Source organism: Thalassotalea crassostreae, assembly GCF_001831495.1.
GTDB lineage: Bacteria > Pseudomonadota > Gammaproteobacteria > Enterobacterales > Alteromonadaceae > Thalassotalea_A > Thalassotalea_A crassostreae.
Genome location: NZ_CP017689.1, coordinates 3,345,703 through 3,364,283 on the forward strand (window position 1 = coordinate 3,345,703; position 18,581 = coordinate 3,364,283).

Annotated in this window: 11 protein-coding genes; 7 read left to right on the forward strand and 4 right to left on the reverse strand. The window is 39.9% G+C overall.

Going from position 1 to position 18,581, the window contains the following annotated elements:
• Positions 1-338: 338 nt before the first annotated feature.
• Positions 339-2,981 (reverse strand): di-heme oxidoredictase family protein, encoded by a 2,643-nt coding sequence (locus LT090_RS14505; protein WP_068544279.1) that lies wholly within the window; start codon positions 2,979-2,981, stop codon positions 339-341.
• Between the two features lie 351 nt (positions 2,982-3,332).
• Here LT090_RS14505 and LT090_RS14515 point away from each other — a divergent pair, with 351 nt between their 5' ends.
• The 5 genes from LT090_RS14515 to LT090_RS14535 all read left to right on the forward strand — a co-directional run bounded on the left by LT090_RS14515 (position 3,333) and on the right by LT090_RS14535 (position 8,495).
• A complete protein-coding gene (locus LT090_RS14515; protein WP_068544280.1) occupies positions 3,333-6,539 on the forward strand; it encodes a putative Ig domain-containing protein in 3,207 nt (1,068 codons plus the stop codon).
• 192 nt (positions 6,540-6,731) lie between these two features.
• Complete coding sequence (locus LT090_RS14520; protein WP_068544281.1) at positions 6,732-7,190, forward strand: hypothetical protein; 459 nt, start codon at positions 6,732-6,734, stop codon at positions 7,188-7,190.
• A gap of 129 nt (positions 7,191-7,319) precedes the next feature.
• Entirely contained in the window at positions 7,320-7,760 is a 441-nt protein-coding gene (locus LT090_RS14525; protein WP_068544282.1) for an acetyltransferase, read from the forward strand.
• Positions 7,761-7,789: 29 nt separating this feature from the next.
• Positions 7,790-8,011 carry a hypothetical protein gene (locus LT090_RS14530; protein ID WP_068544283.1) on the forward strand — a complete coding sequence of 74 codons (222 nt, stop codon included), beginning with the start codon at positions 7,790-7,792 and terminating at the stop codon, positions 8,009-8,011.
• A 154-nt stretch (positions 8,012-8,165) separates the two neighbouring features.
• Complete coding sequence (locus LT090_RS14535) at positions 8,166-8,495, forward strand: hypothetical protein (protein WP_157726571.1); 330 nt, start codon at positions 8,166-8,168, stop codon at positions 8,493-8,495.
• 142 nt (positions 8,496-8,637) lie between these two features.
• Here the strand turns inward: LT090_RS14535 and LT090_RS14540 are convergent, their stop codons facing one another.
• From LT090_RS14540 to LT090_RS14550, 3 genes are all read right to left on the reverse strand, one after another.
• On the reverse strand, positions 8,638-9,918 hold the full coding sequence (locus LT090_RS14540; protein WP_068544285.1) for an NADH:flavin oxidoreductase/NADH oxidase family protein: 1,281 nt from the start codon (positions 9,916-9,918) through the stop codon (positions 8,638-8,640).
• Positions 9,919-10,097: 179 nt separating this feature from the next.
• The gene (locus LT090_RS14545; RefSeq protein WP_068544286.1) at positions 10,098-11,531 is read right to left on the reverse strand and encodes a sulfatase; all 1,434 of its coding nucleotides are present in this window, start codon (positions 11,529-11,531) and stop codon (positions 10,098-10,100) included.
• 96 nt (positions 11,532-11,627) lie between these two features.
• On the reverse strand, positions 11,628-13,121 hold the full coding sequence (locus LT090_RS14550; protein ID WP_089152972.1) for a sulfatase-like hydrolase/transferase: 1,494 nt from the start codon (positions 13,119-13,121) through the stop codon (positions 11,628-11,630).
• A gap of 188 nt (positions 13,122-13,309) precedes the next feature.
• On the opposite strand from LT090_RS14550, the gene LT090_RS14555 reads away from it, so the two are divergent.
• The gene (locus LT090_RS14555) at positions 13,310-15,667 is read left to right on the forward strand and encodes a glycoside hydrolase family 2 protein (protein WP_082896994.1); all 2,358 of its coding nucleotides are present in this window, start codon (positions 13,310-13,312) and stop codon (positions 15,665-15,667) included.
• 85 nt (positions 15,668-15,752) lie between these two features.
• Positions 15,753-18,530 (forward strand): GH116 family glycosyl hydrolase, encoded by a 2,778-nt coding sequence (locus LT090_RS14560; RefSeq protein ID WP_068544287.1) that lies wholly within the window; start codon positions 15,753-15,755, stop codon positions 18,528-18,530.
• The last annotated feature ends 51 nt before the right edge of the window (positions 18,531-18,581 follow it).

Sequence of the window (18,581 nt, forward strand, 5' to 3'; positions counted from 1 at the left end):
ATTTAGTCACAACTTGCTTCAGAAGGTCCCCGATATCGCTTATGCTCCTCGAGGATGACGTTGTATTTTTTCTTATTATGTGTGTACTTCTTCGGGGGTTTTACTAGGTTATATTTATTCCGCTAATGCACTTTTAAGCTGGTCACTGCGTTGCTGAAACAGATCCTGAAACTAGTTCAGGAAGTCGAATCAAGTGTGTTCAGGAAGTCGAATCAAGTGTGTTCAAGAAGTCTATTTTTTCTCGCATTAGATTTATGAGTAGCGAAGAACTAAAAAAGCCACCGATAGTATTCAATTTAATGAATAGTATCGGTGGCAGACGGGAATATCAGTTAAACTTACAGCGAATTTAAAAAGCTCAATAAATCTTCTTTATCACTGGCACTAAGTTGTTGGTATTTAACTTTCGATGCCTCTGATTCACCACCATGCCATAGTATCGCTTCGTCAATGGTACGAGCTCGACCATCATGTAAATAGCTGTGAACTGGCGAACAAACTTCATTACCTTGACCGCCAATCGGATTAATTACACCGCCTGTAACACAAGCCGATAAGCCGATACCCCATAACGGTGTTGTGCGCCACTCTGCACCGGTTGCAAGGCCTTCACCTAAATTATCAGCTAAGCCTTCACCCATGTCGTGCAATAGCATATCGCTGTATGGATGGATTGTTTGGCCAACCAATTCGGTTAGAGGATGATGTTCGCTTGTTGTCAGCGTATCTGTATGACAGTCAACACATCCGATATTGTTAAATAGCACTTTACCATTTTGTACGCCAGCATCGTCTAAATTACGCTGCGCTCTTACGCCTAATAAAGAGATATACTTAACTAAATTTTCTAGATGTTCATCACTTAGCTCAGTAGTGTTACTTCCACATTCATTATTTTGTTTTTGGGTTGCACCACAATCAGGGGTTGGTAATACGCTAGTCATTACCCCCATATCAGTATTAAGCGCCGCTGCGACTTGATGTTTAATACTGCCAGTACCCGCTTTCCAACCGAATCGGCCGAGGCGAGTTTGTTTGGTCACAGGATCGATAACTTTCTGTGCTTTACCTGAAATACCAAATGGAGCAAATTCATCGTTTTCATCAGCTAACGCTAAAATACTTTCTTCAGACACGGCTTCTAATAAACCCAAACCAACAAGTTGTGGTGCTATGCGCGCAGAGAATTTCGCTGGCGCACCTTTTGAAAATTGATAATTTGGTGAGCGTAAGCCATTTTCTTCAGTCCAAGATGCAATTGACACCTCACCTTCACCTATCACATCTCCGGAGCTTCTAGGCTGTAATACATTACCGCGTGACGATTCACTATCGCCGTAACTATCCGCGATCTTAAATACCCACTTATCTAGGTTCTCATTCACTTCAGCAGGAGCCGCGCGGCCATTACGTTCGTGACAGCTAGTACAGCTTTCGTTAATAAAATGAGGTCCAGCTTTGCCAGATAATTCATTAAATTTGCCATTGGCAGGATCTTCATCGTGTTGACCGTCCACAAATGAAGTATGTAGAACTCTTCTACCTAAGACGAAAGGCTGACCATTAACACTAGAAAGGTTAGTCGCCATTTGCATAAAGTGATCGTTCGGTTCGTTGGTATATTGATATGGCAATGTGGTATCGCCACCTAACCAACCGCTTTTGTCAATAGGGTGAGAATTTTCACGCTCTGAAGATTTTATGGCAAAGTCACCAACGGTTTTCCATGGCACCATACCACCTTTACCTACCTGATAAAGATATGTAGTTCCATAGTAGTTCGCACGCCCTTCTGGTACGCCATCGAGAAATTGGCTGATTTCCACTTCCATATATTGACCAATTGCCAACGCTGAACTGCTGCCATTTAACGCTCTATAATCATTGATAACAAGTGAGTACTTATATTGATCGCCTTGGCTACTGGTTTTTTGTAGGTCATTATCAAAGGTTCCCTTACCTTCAACAACAACTTGTGGCTCGTAATTACCGTGATATTCTGCCACTGTATTCATGCCAGAATACCAAGCTCTAAATTCTAGTGCTTGCAGCTTCCATTCAGATACCCACTCTACTTTAATCGAAGAACCACCTTTAGCAACATAATCGGTAAACTTAAATCTCGCCGTGCGATGGGTCCAATAATGTGACAGATAATGGTCGTATTGTTGAAATTGGTCTTCTTTGGCATGACGGTCACGACCACGATCGGCAAACTTGGTAATTACCGCGTCATCGGTTTCATATAAAATAGCCGGTTCTTGTTCAGTTAAAGCGTTGTATAAGGGTACGATATCGCCTAAATTTGGATCCGGCTCAGGAACCACATCATCATCTTTATCTTTATCTGGGTCCACATTAGTGTATTGAAAAAGCTGAATATCCCAGCCATTTATATCGCTACCATTAACATCGCCGGCAGCTAAATCGTTCACATAGTAATATAAAGGTCGGCCTCGATATGCCGCTTGTAAGGTACCATCACTTCGAACAATTGTTGTTAGGTCATCAATACCACTAGCGATTCCATCAGTAACTAATACTGGTGGCCAGGCACTAGCACATGAATCAATACAATTGCTGCCATCTGTATTTAAGTCATCATCAAAAACATACAAAGTAAATCCAGGTTTATCAGCGTTCTCACCACCAACAAGAACACCATAGTTTACTGCTACTTCTAACAAGTCTTGGTGAATATCACAGCCATCGTCACCAACATTAGCCTGCGCTTCAGAATTTGGGCAACTATCTTCAGAATCAACTACACCGTCATTGTCGGCATCGCTGTTATCTGAATTGTTATTATTTGAGTTCTGTTGTTCAGAACCTGCATTTTGGTCAACCTGAGTGTCAACTGTATCAACTTCGTCGCTGCTACCGCCGCCACATGAAAAAATTAGCGTCGTCAAAAATAAAACGAGAATCTTCTCAACTCTTTTTCTTATGTGTTTGATGCCATAGGTGGTCAATTTGTTCATAGATAAACTCTTATCATTTTATCATTTCTTTATATGCTTATAGTTTTAATGTTTTTACTTTTATATTTATACATAACACAACAGCAACTCTGGTTTCTCAAGGCTAAATAGATAGGATGGATTACTATCGCGATAAACTGGACAAGTAAACGATAATTATTGGCAAAAATGGTTATTTTTTTTACGGTTACAAGAATAAAAAACAACCGATATTCCACTTCATCGCTCCCCTCATCCCACTTCACCGCTTTATAGTTGATGATAGATTTTCGATGTTCCATGGTGATATTGGATATTTTTTAATCTTAATCAATTTACCTAAAAAATATATAAATCTAAATGGGGAAAGAAATGACTTTAGTTAACAGCAAAGTCCACCTAAAAAGAGCTTTGTTATCCGCGAGTTTAGCGGTCGCATTAACAGCATGTGGTGGAAATTCAACAACAATTGACGAGGAAGTAGTTAGTGCTTCTACAGTGACAGCGAATACCGCTCCTGTAATTGAAAGCACAGCGGCAGCTTCTATTGAAGTAGATCAAGAATATACGTATATATTTATTGCTTCCGATTCAGATGCAGATACAAGCCTTACAATGTCTGCAAGCACTTTGCCAAATTGGTTAAACTTTGACCCTGACACAGGGGTGTTATCAGGTACACCGACTGCGGCAAATGCAGGTGTTCATACTGTTAGTCTAGCGGTCAGTGATGGCTTTGATGTTCAAAGACAAACCTTCGAAATCACGGTTGTTTTACCAGAAGATTACGAAGTAAATGTTACTAGCTTTGTCGTTTTTGCTGACAATCAATTAGCTAGTTGGCCAGCATGGGACTGTTGTGGTGGCTCTACTCCAGTAATGGTAAATGCTGGTGGTGACTATGGTAATGCAGTTGAATTCTCAATTGGCGCTGAGCCTACCGTTATGGGCTTTATTAGCCGTGCAAGTGACGGTGCTGTTAACCCTATGCCGTATAACGCTAGTGAGCAGTTATTACCGGGCGGAACCCTTTCATTTGATTTAAAAATGACTTCTTCTCCAGGTGACACTACTTGGATGTTAAAGCTTGAAAGTAATAGTGGTGCAAGTGCACTTGAAGTCCCTCTTTCAACAAGTGTTGAAGCACATGCTGCACCAGAATTAGATACTTGGCAGCATTATACATTCAAAATTTCAGACCTAGTTTCTGCAGGTTTTGATCCTACACAAATCGACGTAATCATGATTTTCCCAGCATGGAGTACAGGTGAAGGTGCTGTATACCTAGTCGATAACGTGATGTTTGCTCCTGAAGGTGGCGATGATGAGCCAGAGCCACCGGTTGAGCCTCCGGTAGAGCCGCCAGTAGAACCATCTGCTGATGAAATTACAATTTTTGCTGATACAAATCGTGCTGATTGGTTTGCATGGGTATGTTGTAATACTGACGTAAATACATTAGCTGAAGTAGTTGATGATGAAGATCATGGCAATACAATTGAATTTAGTATTGTAAATGCTGAAACAGTTAACGGATTTAATTCACGTGTTGGTGATGGGGCTGTTGATGGCATGCCATTTGATGCGAGCGATATTACAGATACGGGTGTAATTAAATTTGATTTAAAACTTGTAGCAACACCTGGTGATACCGCATGGTTCTTAAAAGCTGAAAGTGATAATGCTGCGACAAGTACAGGCGATATCGCTTTATCTTCTAGCCAAGAAGGTCATGCTGCTCCTGCATTAGATACATGGCAGACTTATACGTTTAACCTTTCAGATTTAGCAGCTGCAGGTTTAGATACTAGTAAAATCGATGTTGTGATGATATTCCCTGCATGGGGCACTGGCGCTAATGCCGTTTATCGTATCGATAATGTGCAAATCTTAAAAGATGGTAACGACTCGGTTGTTGAACCGCCTGTTGATCCACCGGTTGAGCCACCTGTTGAACCACAACCAGATGAAATCGTTATTTTTGATGATACAAATCGTGCTGATTGGTTTGCATGGGTTTGTTGTAACACTGACGTGAATAGCCTAGCTGAAGTTGTTGATGATGAAGATCACGGTAATACTATCGAATTTAGTATTGTAAACCCTGAAACGGTGAATGGGTTTAATTCACGCGTTGGCGATGGTGCAGTAGGTGGTATGCCATTTAATGCAAGTCCGATAGCTGCTGAAGGTGTATTAACCTTTGACTTAAAACTTATTGCTACCCCTGGTGATACTACATGGTTCTTAAAAGCTGAAAGTGATAATGCTGCGACATCTACGGGTGAAATTGCGTTATCGTCTAGCCAAGAAGGTCATGCTGCTCCTGTATTAGATACATGGCAGACCTATACATTTAATCTTTCAGACTTAGCAGCTGCCGGATTAGATTTAAGTAAACTTGACGTTGTTATGGTATTCCCAGCATGGGGTACTGGTGCTAACGCGGTATACCGCATTGATAACGTAAAAATACTTAAAACAGGAAACGACTCTGATGTAGAACCACCTGCCCCTGACGGTAACGAAATTACTGTTTTTGATGAAACAAATCGAGCTGACTGGTTTGCATGGGTTTGTTGTAACACTGATGTGAATTCACTCGCTGAAGTAGTTGATGGTGATCACGGTAATACTATTGAATTTAGTATCGTTAACCCAGAAACAGTGAATGGATTTAATTCACGAGCAGCTGATGGTGCTGTAGATAGCATGCCATTTGACGCAAGTGGCAGTAAAGATACCGGTGTATTAACTTTTGATCTAAAACTTGTTGCAACACCTGGTGATGTTAACTGGTTCCTTAAAGTTGAAAGTGATAGCGCTGCGACAAGTACAGGCGATATCGCTTTATCTTCTAGTCAAGAAGGTCATGCTGCTCCAGTATTAGATACATGGCAGACCTATACATTTAATCTTTCAGATTTAGCTTCAGCAGGCTTAGATTTAAGTAAGATTGATGTCATTATGATGTTCCCAGGTTGGGGAACTGGTGCCAATGCCGTATACCGCATCGACAATGTTCAAATTCTTAACACTGGTTCTGATGTAGTTGTACCTAGTGGTTCACAAATTGACTTACCACTTAACTTCGAAGCGATGGATGTTGATTACACGCTTACTGACTTTGGTGGTAATACAAGTGAATTGGTTGCAGATCCTGCAGGCACTAAAGGTACTGTTGTGAAAACAACTAAGTCTGATTCCGCAGCATTGTGGGCTGGTACTACAATGGGTACGGATGAAGGTTTTGCGACAGTGATCCCAGTAACTACAACGAACAGTAAAATGAAAGTTTGGGTTTATTCTCCAGACGCAAATATTCCAGTTCGTTTGAAGCTTGAAGATCACGATGACGCAACTCATACCGTTGAAACTGAAGCAATGACTACAGTAGCTAACGCTTGGGAAGAGCTTACCTTTGACTTCAATAATGAAGCGACAGGTACTGAACCGTTGATTCACCCTGATTGGGTATTCGACAAAGCATCTATCTTCTTCAACTTTGGTACTGATGGTGCCACTGCTGGCGAGAAGACTTACTACTGGGATGAAGCAAGCTTCGTAGAGGCAATGTAGTTAACATCCAAATAGTTTTAAAGACAAGTAAAGAGCGATAACGAAAGTTATCGCTTTTTTTTTGGCTCGACTTATATACTTATTAAATAAAATACTTAGTTTTATAATCTGCATTTAATCGTTAAGATGTAGATGTTCTCTTGTTAATAAGGTGTTTTGATTTTATCGTTTTGCCAACCAAAGGAGTTATAAATGTTGGATTTAAGCTTATTGCTGCCAAAAAAAATCGACAACAGTTTTCTTGGTAATAAGATTGCCCTTTGGTTTTTTTATTTATTGACCGCTGTAACCTTATGGCGAAGCCAGCATCATTTGTTTTCGTCTGACGGTGGAGCACAATCTATAGCTACAATTCCTCTCGATGCATATGCACAAGGAGCATCGCTAACGATTATCGGTATTTTTGCGTTGTGGGGACTGTCGCAATTAATAATAGGTATTATTTATCTATTTGCGTGCGTAAGATATCGAGCAATAATTCCTTTAATGTACTTACTAGGAATAATTGAGTACGGTGTGCGAGCTTTCTATATCGGTCCCCATAAGTCAGTTGAAACTTTAGGAGAAGCTCCAGGGGCATTAATTAATCTGCCTTTCATGCTTTTATTTACTCTAATGCTCGTTTTGTCGTTATGGCGAAAGAAGCGATAAGTTGAGGTCAAAACATGCAAGCTGTTTAAGTGACAATGTTCAAGTTTGGCTCGGTTCCACTACGCTATCCAGTTTAGCCAAACATTTGTCAGCCCCTTAACAGGGCGTTATATATCACAAAGGTTCACCATGAAAATTGACATCACATCAAAAGAAGATTACTTAACTTTAATTGAAATTTGGGAGCTATCTGTCCGAGCAACTCATGACTTTTTACCGGAAGAAAATATAAAATCGTTAAAACCTCTTATTCTTAAACATTACTTTGATGCTGTTGATTTAAGAGTCGCTAAAAATGACAAAGAGGATATTGTTGGTTTTATTGGTGTTGCTGAAGGTAATATTGAAATGTTATTTATCACACCTAATTTTCGTAATTGTGGCGCTGGCTCGCTGTTACTTAAAAACGCAATTCAGACTCAATCTGCAACCAAGGTTGATGTAAATGAACAAAACCCTGATGCAATAGGTTTTTATAAGCATTTTGGATTTAAAGTTGTAGGTCGCTCTCCACTAGATGGTCAGGGTAACCCTTTTCCATTACTGCACATGATATTAAGCGAAATATAACAAACTGTTTAAGGAGGTTAGGTTAAAAAATGGATTTTCTATTAGTTATTGCTATTTTAATAGGCTGCAGCGGTTTATTTCTAATTGCTAAGCCCGTAACCGGAGCCAATATTCTTTCCATATTTTTTAGATTCAGTAATAAATTAAGTTTAAGAAGTATTCCGAAAGAAGAAGCCAAAATTCGTCCGGGTCTAGTTTTATTTCTTGGTATTTTAATGGTAGCTTTATCTTTACAAAGTTTGCTTTATTAAATAAGTAACTATCCTTACAAGGCATTCAAGCAGGACTTTTAATTGTTGGTTCGGTTCTGCTTAGTTTTACATTTTAGTTTTACATTGTAGCCAACGATTAAAAGTTTACAATTGAGGCGTTAGGTTTAAGATGCATTACGCGGAATTCTCACCTTTGACAAAGTATGAAAAAGTAGAACTTTGGGTTTTAGGTGTATTCCTCCCCCTTGCTATTTTAATCTGGACATTGCCGTATCTAGTTATTGATTCTGAAGCCGTATTTTATTTTGACGATTATCCAGTTTATTTCTACGGTTTTTCAGCCTATCTAGTAGCCTGTTTCTGGTTTGGTATTTCCTTTTTTTTCTTCACTCACTTTGTTTTATCAAAATTTCGGCGTTATTACTCTACATCGGTCAATTCCAGGTTTTACGCTTTAGGCTTGGTGCTAACAGGAGCTTTATCTGCTTTTTTCTTTGCTTTTGAAATGCAGCGCTATTTTTAAAGCAAGAATGAGTTCTAAGGAAGTTTTTAAATAGTGTATATACGGCTAACGGAGACTCAATAGGCCAAATATCGCTGCAAAACAATTTGAACAGTTTTATTTTTTGCTCGAATAACAAAAGCAATTATTATGGATATTTGGGTTACGCTCTGCGCTTCTTAAATGCGAACAAACCTGCACTTAACAAAGTTTTAAACACAACACCTAGTGCGCTTAAATTTGGCTTTGAATTTTTACCTTTTGCTATTCGCCACATTTGGTGTTCATACCAAACCAAGCCAACCGAAGCCATTCTATCTAATACGGGTTTGCCTGTCGTTGGCACAGCTAAAGGCATACTATGACTGTTATCGGCTAGCAATTTATTAGGAAACTCAGGATCAATGGCCATGGTACGAGCAAGACCAACAAAGTCGGTCGCACTTGTTTGTAACGCTTCATTCATTGCCGAACCACTGCGAAATCCACCAGTAACAACTAGCGGCGTTGCCACCAATTTACGAACTTTTTCCATATAATCTAGAAAGTAAGCTTCGCGTTTTATGGTGCTCTGCTTTACCGTTTCTTTCTTGTCTTTTGCGCCCATCATAGAAGGGCTTTCGTACGTACCGCCAGATATTTCAATTAAATCTATTCCAGCATCAGAAAGAGCCTGAACAACCTGCATTGATTCTTCTTCGGTAAAGCCGCCTTTCATAAAGTCAGCGCTATTTAACTTTATACCGACAGGAAAGATTGGTCCTACTTGTAATCGAATTGCCTGATACACCGACAATACGAAACGCATACGATTCTCTAGGCTTCCGCCCCATTTGTCAGTTCGTTGATTGTGTCGAGAAGATAAGAATTGACTGATTAAATAACCATGTGCGCCATGTATTTGAACGCCGCTAAACCCAGCTTGTTGTGATAGTTTTGCGCTGATGGCAAACTTATTAATGATGCTTAATATTTCTGATTCGGTGAGTTCGCGCGGTGTATTAAAGCCTTTATCTAAACCTCGACCTAATGAAATAGCAGACGGAGCAACAGGTTGATCACACAAAAAGCTGGGAATTTGTTTACCAGGGTGATTTAACTGCACCCAAATATGCGCATTATTCTGTTTGCCCGCTTCTGCCCACTGCTTAAATTTTTGCAAATCACTTTGGTCATCTAAAACGATGTTTTTTGGTTCGCCTAACGCAGTGCGGTCAATCATCACATTACCAGTCATTGCCAATCCTATACCGCCTTTCGCCCATCGGCCATAAAGCGTTGCGATACCCGGTTGTGGTTCATGGTTTTTTGTACCTAGCTGCTCACTCATTGCCGATTTAAACAAACGGTTTTTAATCGTTTGTCCGTTTGTAAGAACAAAGTTATCATTTAACTTAATCACACTAGACTTGGTTACACTGGCTTTTTCGGCAGTATCTGTCATCGCTAAAACCTTACTGTTTAATAAAAATTATAAATAGACACATTGAGGTGAAAAGTTGTTCGATACTCGTCAAACAGATGATTGTTTAACAAGTTAAAAGGACAATATGCATAAACGGAACTTAGGGTAAAAAGTAACAAACTTCGCTAAAACTGTGCCTATCATATCGCACATCAGTGTTATTCACGATTGTTTTTCATTAAAATTCTAAACTTTTGTAACGTCTTTTGGTTAACGTCTTGTGGCATCAAATTATACTGTTCTGCGGGATCATTAAAGTGGTCATATAACTCTTCTGAGATAATTTCTTGATTTTCAAAGTTGACCCATTGCGTGTAACGGTACCGCTCATCCCTTAGTGAATAAGCCATCTTCTTTATTTCGCCTTGGGGCCACGGTCTACTGACTTGGGTGAGCGCTGCTTGCCTGGCTTTTGAATTGGGGTCATTAAAAACTTGGCTAAAGCTTTGTCCATCTAATGCCTCAAGTTCAGGCAGGTTAGCAAGCTCAATAAGTGTTGGAAAGATATCTGTATATTCGACAATGGCCTGTGTTTGCCCAGCATTTTTTTCTGGCACTTTAATAATGAGTGGTACCTGTGCATCTAGTTCGCGTACCATCACCTTTGTCCAATGGTCGTTTTCACCTAAGTGATAACCATGATCGGAAGACACGATAACAATGGTATTTTTATCTAATCCATATTGTTTTAATGCATTGAGTAACTGCCCCACATTGGCGTCAAAGAAACTGGTTGCGGCATAATACCCATGACGCATACGTTGAGCTAATTGCGCTGATACTTCACCTTGCTTTGGTACATCTTTTAGCGTTCTTATTTCTCTATAGTTAAACCAATTGTAAGCGCCAGCGTTTTCTACTCGTTGTATCGAACTAAGTGGCTGAATATCATTCGACTGATATAAGTCCCAGTACTTTTTAGGAGGATTAAATGGCGCATGCGGTTTCATAAAACCAACGGCAAGAAAAAAAGGGTTATCTTTTTTGGCCAACTGACGGATGGTATTCACTGCATCTGATGTTATGCGTCCATCAACATAGGAGTCATCACTGACATCAACACTTTCAGTCACTGTGCCACGTATTTTTCCTTGCCAATTATTAGACTCTAGTGCGTAATCTCTAAAGTGATTTTCTTGATCGAACCTTGCAGGTACCGACCATGACTTGTCATTGTCCTGAATCTTATTATAGTTATGTAAAACCTTGCCTATCGACTCGGTATGATAACCATGTTGCTTAAAATATTGAGGTAAAGTGATGATATCAGGATTTATTTTTCGAAAGTTTTGATTTAACTTCCACACCTTAATTGAATCGGGGCGCATGCCGGTTAACATTGACGCTCGTGACGCATTACAGCTTGGGAATTGAACGTAAGAGCGATTGAATTGCATGCTTTGCTTGCAAAATCTATCCAGGTTTGGAGTGACCACCAGCTTATCCCCATAGCAGCCAATATTCATACGTAAATCATCAGCAATAATAAACAAAATATTGGGTTGTAATTCTTCACCCTCTGTCTGTGCATTTGCATTGTTAAAGCCAACGAAGATTGATAAAACAAATAACAGTTTTGCTAACTTTTGCATCGGATTCCTAAGGTTAATTATGCTCAAATTTAAATAAAAAAGGCTGATAATCGATTATCAGCCTTAGCGTTTTCAACTTACTGTAAAGTTACTCAATTACTTCTTTTTAGGTTTTACGATAATTGGTTTATCGTTATGAGCAAACGGAAACAACTCAGTAGGTACACTCGATTGCTCAAATAACTTTTTGAAATGCTCTACCTTTTCTGGGTATTGCTTGGCTAGGTTATTTTTTTCACTAGGGTCATTATCCAAATTATAAATTTCTATTGGTCTATCAAGGTTAACTTGTACCGCCTTCCAGGTACCTTCTCTTACAGCACGCAATAGTGATTTTCTCGGTTGTTCAGTGAATTTGCGCTGCTCTTCCCAATATAAATAAGGATGCTGTTGCTGCGTACCCTGTTGTAAATAAGTTGGCAATAACGAAATACCATCAAGATTTTTATCAGTTTCTACGCCAGCAATTTCAGCGAACGTTGTCATGAAATCTTGTGATGCACCTATGTGTTTTGATACTGAACCAGGTTTAATCTTATTTGCCCAAACAGCAATATGTGGAACGCGCAGGCCGCCTTCGTACAAATCTCGTTTAAAGCCAGTATATTGGCCATTACTATCAAAAAATCGATAGTCATGCTCACCCGATGTTGTACTGCGTTCATTATGAGGACCATTGTCGCTAGTAAGCACGATTAAGGTATTATCGATTTCGCCAATATGCGTTAGGTAATCAATTAAACGACCTACTTGTTGATCCCATAGCGTAACTTTAGTGGCATGATGGCGCTCACCTTCAGGCCAGTTGTATTCTTTATACATATTCACATTACGCACTGTCCATTCATGTCCATGTGGAGCACGGTACGACATAAATAAGAAGAAAGGTTGTTCTTTCGTGGCTTTATTTTGCTTATGTTTATCTAAAAATTTAATGGCAAAATTAGTTCTAAATTCATCTAGATTATCAAATTGAGTGTAATCATAAAAACTGCTAGATTCACGACCATTTACCCAATGCTCACGTTCATCAAAGGTTGTGTCGTCATCGGCTTTGCCCCATTGTTCTTGTACTGCGTAATTAAACCCACGACCATGAGCCCAAGTAGACGTATCCTCTGGTAATCCTAAATGCCACTTACCGACAAACCCGGTGTTATAGCCCGCGTCTTGCATTAATTCGCCTAATGTTTGTTCGTCTTTTCGAAGCGCTACTCGATCCCACTGCTGCCTGTCTTCATAGTAACCTTGATTACCGCGAATGGTGGCATGTCCTGAGTGCTTACCTGTCATCAATACTGCACGAGATGGTGCACAAACCGCATTACCCGCGTAGAAATCGGTAAAGCGCATACCCATTGTCGCAAGCTTATCTAAGTTAGGGGTTTTAATTTGAGTTTGCCCATAGGCGCCTATTTCACCATAACCTAAGTCATCAGCGAGTAAAAACACAATATTAGGACGTTTATTTTCAGATGTTTGAGCGGCATTTTTAGATTGCTCTGCACTAGCCATAGAAGTGAAACAAGCAGTTATTAATGTAAACGCTATTGATAATTTTGTCGTGACTTTTTTTGAACGTTGTAGCATGAAAAAACCAAACCAATTGATATTATTATCTCTAGATAGTAATGCCTACATTTATGCAAATCAACATTTTATATGATAAATATGTTTATTTAATTTAAATTTTGTTAGATACTAATGAAAATTGTTAATTTTTTGATCTACGAATCAAATCGACAACGCACATGTAACAGCGCTTCAGGAGAAATACGTTGCAAACTTTATTTAAATCTTTTTTTATTGGTCTCTTAATATTGCCAACCTTAGTGGCTTGTCAGCAGAGTGAAGCAGATGCCACATTAGATATTTCCGCTACTGCCAAAATTGTTCCATTTAACCAAGACTGGCAGTTCAAAAAGCTTACTAATAAAGAGGTCGAGCTAACTGACTCTAAGTGGGTTGATGTCACTTTACCACATACCGCCAATGTCGAACCTATTATCGTCAACGATCAATGGCAAGGCTTAGCAGAATACAAAAAAGTATTTACTGCGCCGAAAGAGTGGCAAAACAAAACACTTTTAGTTCGTTTTGAAGCGGCAATGAGTCATGCCCATGTATTTTTAAATGACGTAAAAATAGGCGAGCATATGGGTGGTTATTTACCATTTGCTTTAGACATGTCTGACATCATTAAACTTGGTGAAGAAAATACCTTAGTGGTTAAGTTAAATAACCAAGACAATCCTGATATTGGTCCTAAGCCATTAAAACGATTAGATTTTAATACCTATGGTGGCTTATACCGCGATGTCAATATTATCGTTAAAAACCCACTACACATTACCGATGAAATTGCCGCAAACAAAGTGGCGAGTGGCGGCATATTCATTACCACGCCAGTAGTTGATGAAAAACAATCGAGTGTTAATGTAAAAACACATATTGCTAATACTGAAGATAGCGAAACGAAATTTACTATCCGTCAAACTATCTATAACAGTGACAATTCAGAAGTTGCCTCTTATTCTGAATTAGTTTCTTTACCAGCTAACACCGACAAGCAATTTAGCCAAGACTTACTGGTAAATAATGCCAAACTTTGGAGCCCTAATTCACCAAATTTGTATACGGTAAAAACTGACCTTATTAAAGACAATGCGTTAGTAGAAAGTCAAAGTACTCGTATTGGTATTCGCTCGTTTGAGTTTAATGAAAAACACGAATTATTAATTAATGGCAAGGTAACATTTTTGCGCGGTGTGAATCGTCATCAGGAATACCCATATGTAGGTTATGCAACGTCGCCACAAGCAGATTATCGTGATGCAGTAAAAATTAAATCTGCTGGTTTTGACTATGTACGCTTGTCTCACTACCCTCACTCTAAAGCATTTATGAATGCCGCTGATGAACTTGGTTTGGTATTACTCGATGCGATTTTAGGTTGGCAGTTCTTTGCTAATACACCAGAATTTAAAGCTCAAGTTTTACGTACTTGTCATGACATGATCCGCCGCGATCGTAACCATGCTAGCGTGCTAGCGTGGGAATGTTCGCTAAATGAATCTAAGATGACCAAAGGCTTTATGAAGCAACTAAATAATATTGTTCACGCTGAAGATCACACTCGTTTATCGGCGGGCTGGAAACCAGACTTTGATATCTATTTACAGGCCCGTCAACACCGTAGAAAGAAAGGCCATTATCATGAGCCAACTCAACCATATAACGTTTCTGAATATGGCGATTGGGAATACTACGCCCAAAATGCTGGTTTAAACCAAGATGCTTGGAAAGACTTAAAGAAAGAAGAAAGAACAAGTCGTCAACTGCTAAGCGCCGGCGAACAGCGCTTATTACAACAAGCGTTTAATCTACAAGAATCGCACAATGACAACCTTACTTACCCTGCGTTTGCCGATGGTTACTGGGTAATGTTCGATTATAACCGTGGTTATTATCACGACTTAGAATCATCAGGCATCATGAGCATTAATCGTCTGCCGAAATACAGTTATTACTTTTACCAAAGTCAACGTGATGCGAGCATTCAATCAGATGAATATGCATCAGGTCCTATGGTGTTTATCGCTAACGAGTGGCGCGAAGGTTCAAGCACTGACGTAAAAGTATTTAGTAATGCCGACGAAGTAGCGCTTTACTTAAACGACACGCTTATTAGTCGCAACAAACCAACAGATGATAAGTACTCAACCGAGCTTAATCATCCTCCGTTTGTATTTAATTTAGATGGCTTTAGTACAGGTACGCTAACCGCAAAAGCATTTATTGACGGTAACGAAGTGGCAACTCATAGCGTGACTACACCTGAGCAGTTCGCCAAGCTTACCGTAGCCATTGATGAAAGTGGTGTTGCGCCAGCAACTGGCAGCAAAGATGTTGTCTTTGTACACGCGACCTTTGTTGATGCTAAGGGTAATAAAGTGCCAGTAAATCATGAAGATATTGTATTTACGACGCAAGGTGACATCAGCCTAATCAGCAAAATTGCGGTTAAATCTGAACAAGGTATTGCATCAACATTGATTGAAATTGGTGACACGTTAAAGGGTGCAACAATAACAGCAACACATGCTTCAGGTATTAAGCAAACCTTTACGTTTTAACGTTTAGGCAAAGCACTTAAATGAACAAAATACAAAGCCATCACTGTTTGATGGCTTTTTTTTAAATAAAAAATTTTGGCTTTAAATGACTGATATAAAAAAAACATCGAACAACTCTTCATGTTGCGCATCAAATACCAGTTGTGCACCGAGTATCGAGCGACGTCAAATGCTTAAAGGTTTGAGTGCGGGGATGGCGACGATGACCGGCGCGTTTTCTATGCCAGCTTTCTCTATGCCAACTTTCTCTATGCCAAGAATGGCGGGACCTTTTCATAGTGCCGATTCTTTTACAACTAAAGCTGAAGGCCCTATTCCGATCGATAAAAAGCTGGATAAAGACTGGGTTAAATCTCTCTATGCAAGAGGCAGTGCTACTACCTACAAAGGCTGGCAACAACTTCAATATATTGGTATGCCGATTAGTGGTCTTGGCACCGGCACCGTTTATATTGGTGGTGATGGTAAGTTATGGGTTTGGGACATCTTTAACGAGCACCACGAAGGCGTTGTGCCGCAAGTCTATAACCACCCTACTCTGCGTAATGAACATGGAGATAGTAAAATTAAAGAGCGTAATGGGGCCAATTATATTAGCCCTCCTGCACAAACAAGCCCATGGCATTTTGAGCAAGGTTTTGCTGTTTCTATTGAACAACAAGGACACAAAATTCGCCGTACCTTAGACCATAAAGGATTTGCTGATATTACCTTTAAAGGTCAATCACCAATTGCTGATATTAGTTACTATGACGCTTCAACAAAGTTAAACGTTGAGCTTGAAGCAATGACGCCTTACATTCCGCTTGATACAGACCGTTCAAGTTATCCTGCAACTATTATGCGTTATGTTTTCACCAATAAAAGCGCAAGTTCAATGCTTTTGTCGGTAGAAGGTTGGTCAGAAAACCCTGTTTTGCAAGGAAAGGCTAAACAGCAAAATGCCCGTTTATTAACATCAGAGTATTCGGATAAAAGCGGTATTGGCTTTATTTCCACCGCACAGGGTAATGACGCAACAGCACAACAGGCGATCAACGCCCTGCCAGACTTTGGTTCGTTTGCAATGATGTGCCTTGATAGTAACAGCTCTGTGGCTGTTGACTCAGAATTAGCCACGTTAACAGCAAACTTAGAACTTGAGCCTGGTGAAACAAAAGAAGTCTCTTTTATTGTGTCTTGGTTTTTCCCAAATCAAACGGCGCTATTTAAAAAAGAACACAAAAACATTAAACGTTGGTATGCCTGCAACTATAACGATGCGAAAGAAGTGGCATTAGATATCGCAAATTCTATTAACGACTTAACCAGCTTAACCCGATTATGGCGCGATACTTGGTACGACAGCACTTTACCGCATTGGTTGTTAGAGCGCGCCATTATTCCAACAAACGCCTTACAAACAAATACCGCTTATCGCTTCGATAACAACCGTTTTTGGGCATGGGAAGGAGTAGGTTGTTGTGCTGGAACTTGTACTCACGTATGGCACTATGCACAGGCTGTTGGCCGCTTATTCCCTGACTTAGAACGAGATTTACGTGAACGCACCGATTACGAGATTGGCTTTCAAGACAATGGCGCAATTCTGTTTCGAGGTGAATACAACAACAAAGATGCTACCGATGGTCAAGCTGGCGTTATTTTAAGAACCTATCGCGAACATCAAATGAGTGAAGATGACGCGTTTTTAAAGCGCGTGTATCCAAAGGCTAAAAAGGCTCTAGAGTATCTCATTTTAACAGATGCTCAAGGCGGTATGCCTGACGGTATTACGGAAGGTGAACAACACAATACCTTGGATGCCGATTGGTATGGAAAAATACCGGTATTAAGCTCACTTTATATTGCAGCATTGCGCGCCGGTGAAGAAATGGCTGATGTGGTAGGCGATAAAGAGTTTGCCAAACTTTGCGCGGCAATTTATCAGCAAGGGCAAAAGAATATACTGAAATTATTTAACCCTGAGCATGGCTTTTTTACCCAAGAAATTGACCCTAATCACAGTGATGCTATTGGCATAGGTGAAGGTTGTTATATTGACCAAGTGATGGGGCAATGGTGGGCAAATCAGCTTAACCTTGGCCGCTTATACGATGGCGATACCATTCGCTCTGCCCTATCGAGTTTATGGGATTATAACTTTTGCCCTGATATGGGACCTTTTAGAGATTCGATAGCAACACCAACTGCAAAAGGTCGCACTTATGCTCTTGCCGGCGAAGCAGGCTTAGTCATGTGTACTTGGCCAAAAGGCGGCCGTCAAGGCGACTGGGAAAAATATTGGCAATACGGTTATTTCCAAGAATGTATGACCGGCTTTGAATATCAAGTTGCCGGCCATATGGTTTGGGAAAGTGATGAAGAACCAGAATTTTTAACCAAAGGCTTAGCCATCACTCGAGCGATTCATGACCGATACCATGGCAGCAAACGTAACCCATATAATGAAATTGAATGTTCCGATCACTACGCCCGCGCTATGGCATCTTATGGTGTGTATTTAGCCGCAGCTGGTTTTGAAAGTAATGCTCCTAAAGGTCATTTAGGGTTTAAACCAAGGATGACGGACAAAGGCAGTTTTAAATCGGCCTTTACTAGCGCCGAAGGCTGGGGTTCAGTTGATATAAATAATGAAAAATCAGCCTCTAAAATAAATATTACTTTGCATTACGGTACGTTATCGCTAAACACACTTTCGTTTAGAACTGAAGCTAACGAACTGTTGCCAAAGAGTATTCCATCAATGGTGAAAACATCACATGGAAACGCATCAATAATAAGCAAAGGTAAAGACATTACCCTGACTTTTACCACAGCAATTAAACTCGCCAAAGGCGAAACATTTAACGTTGAGGTTTAACCTTTTTAATATGAAAAACTTTAATATGAGAAACACCAAGATAAAAAACTC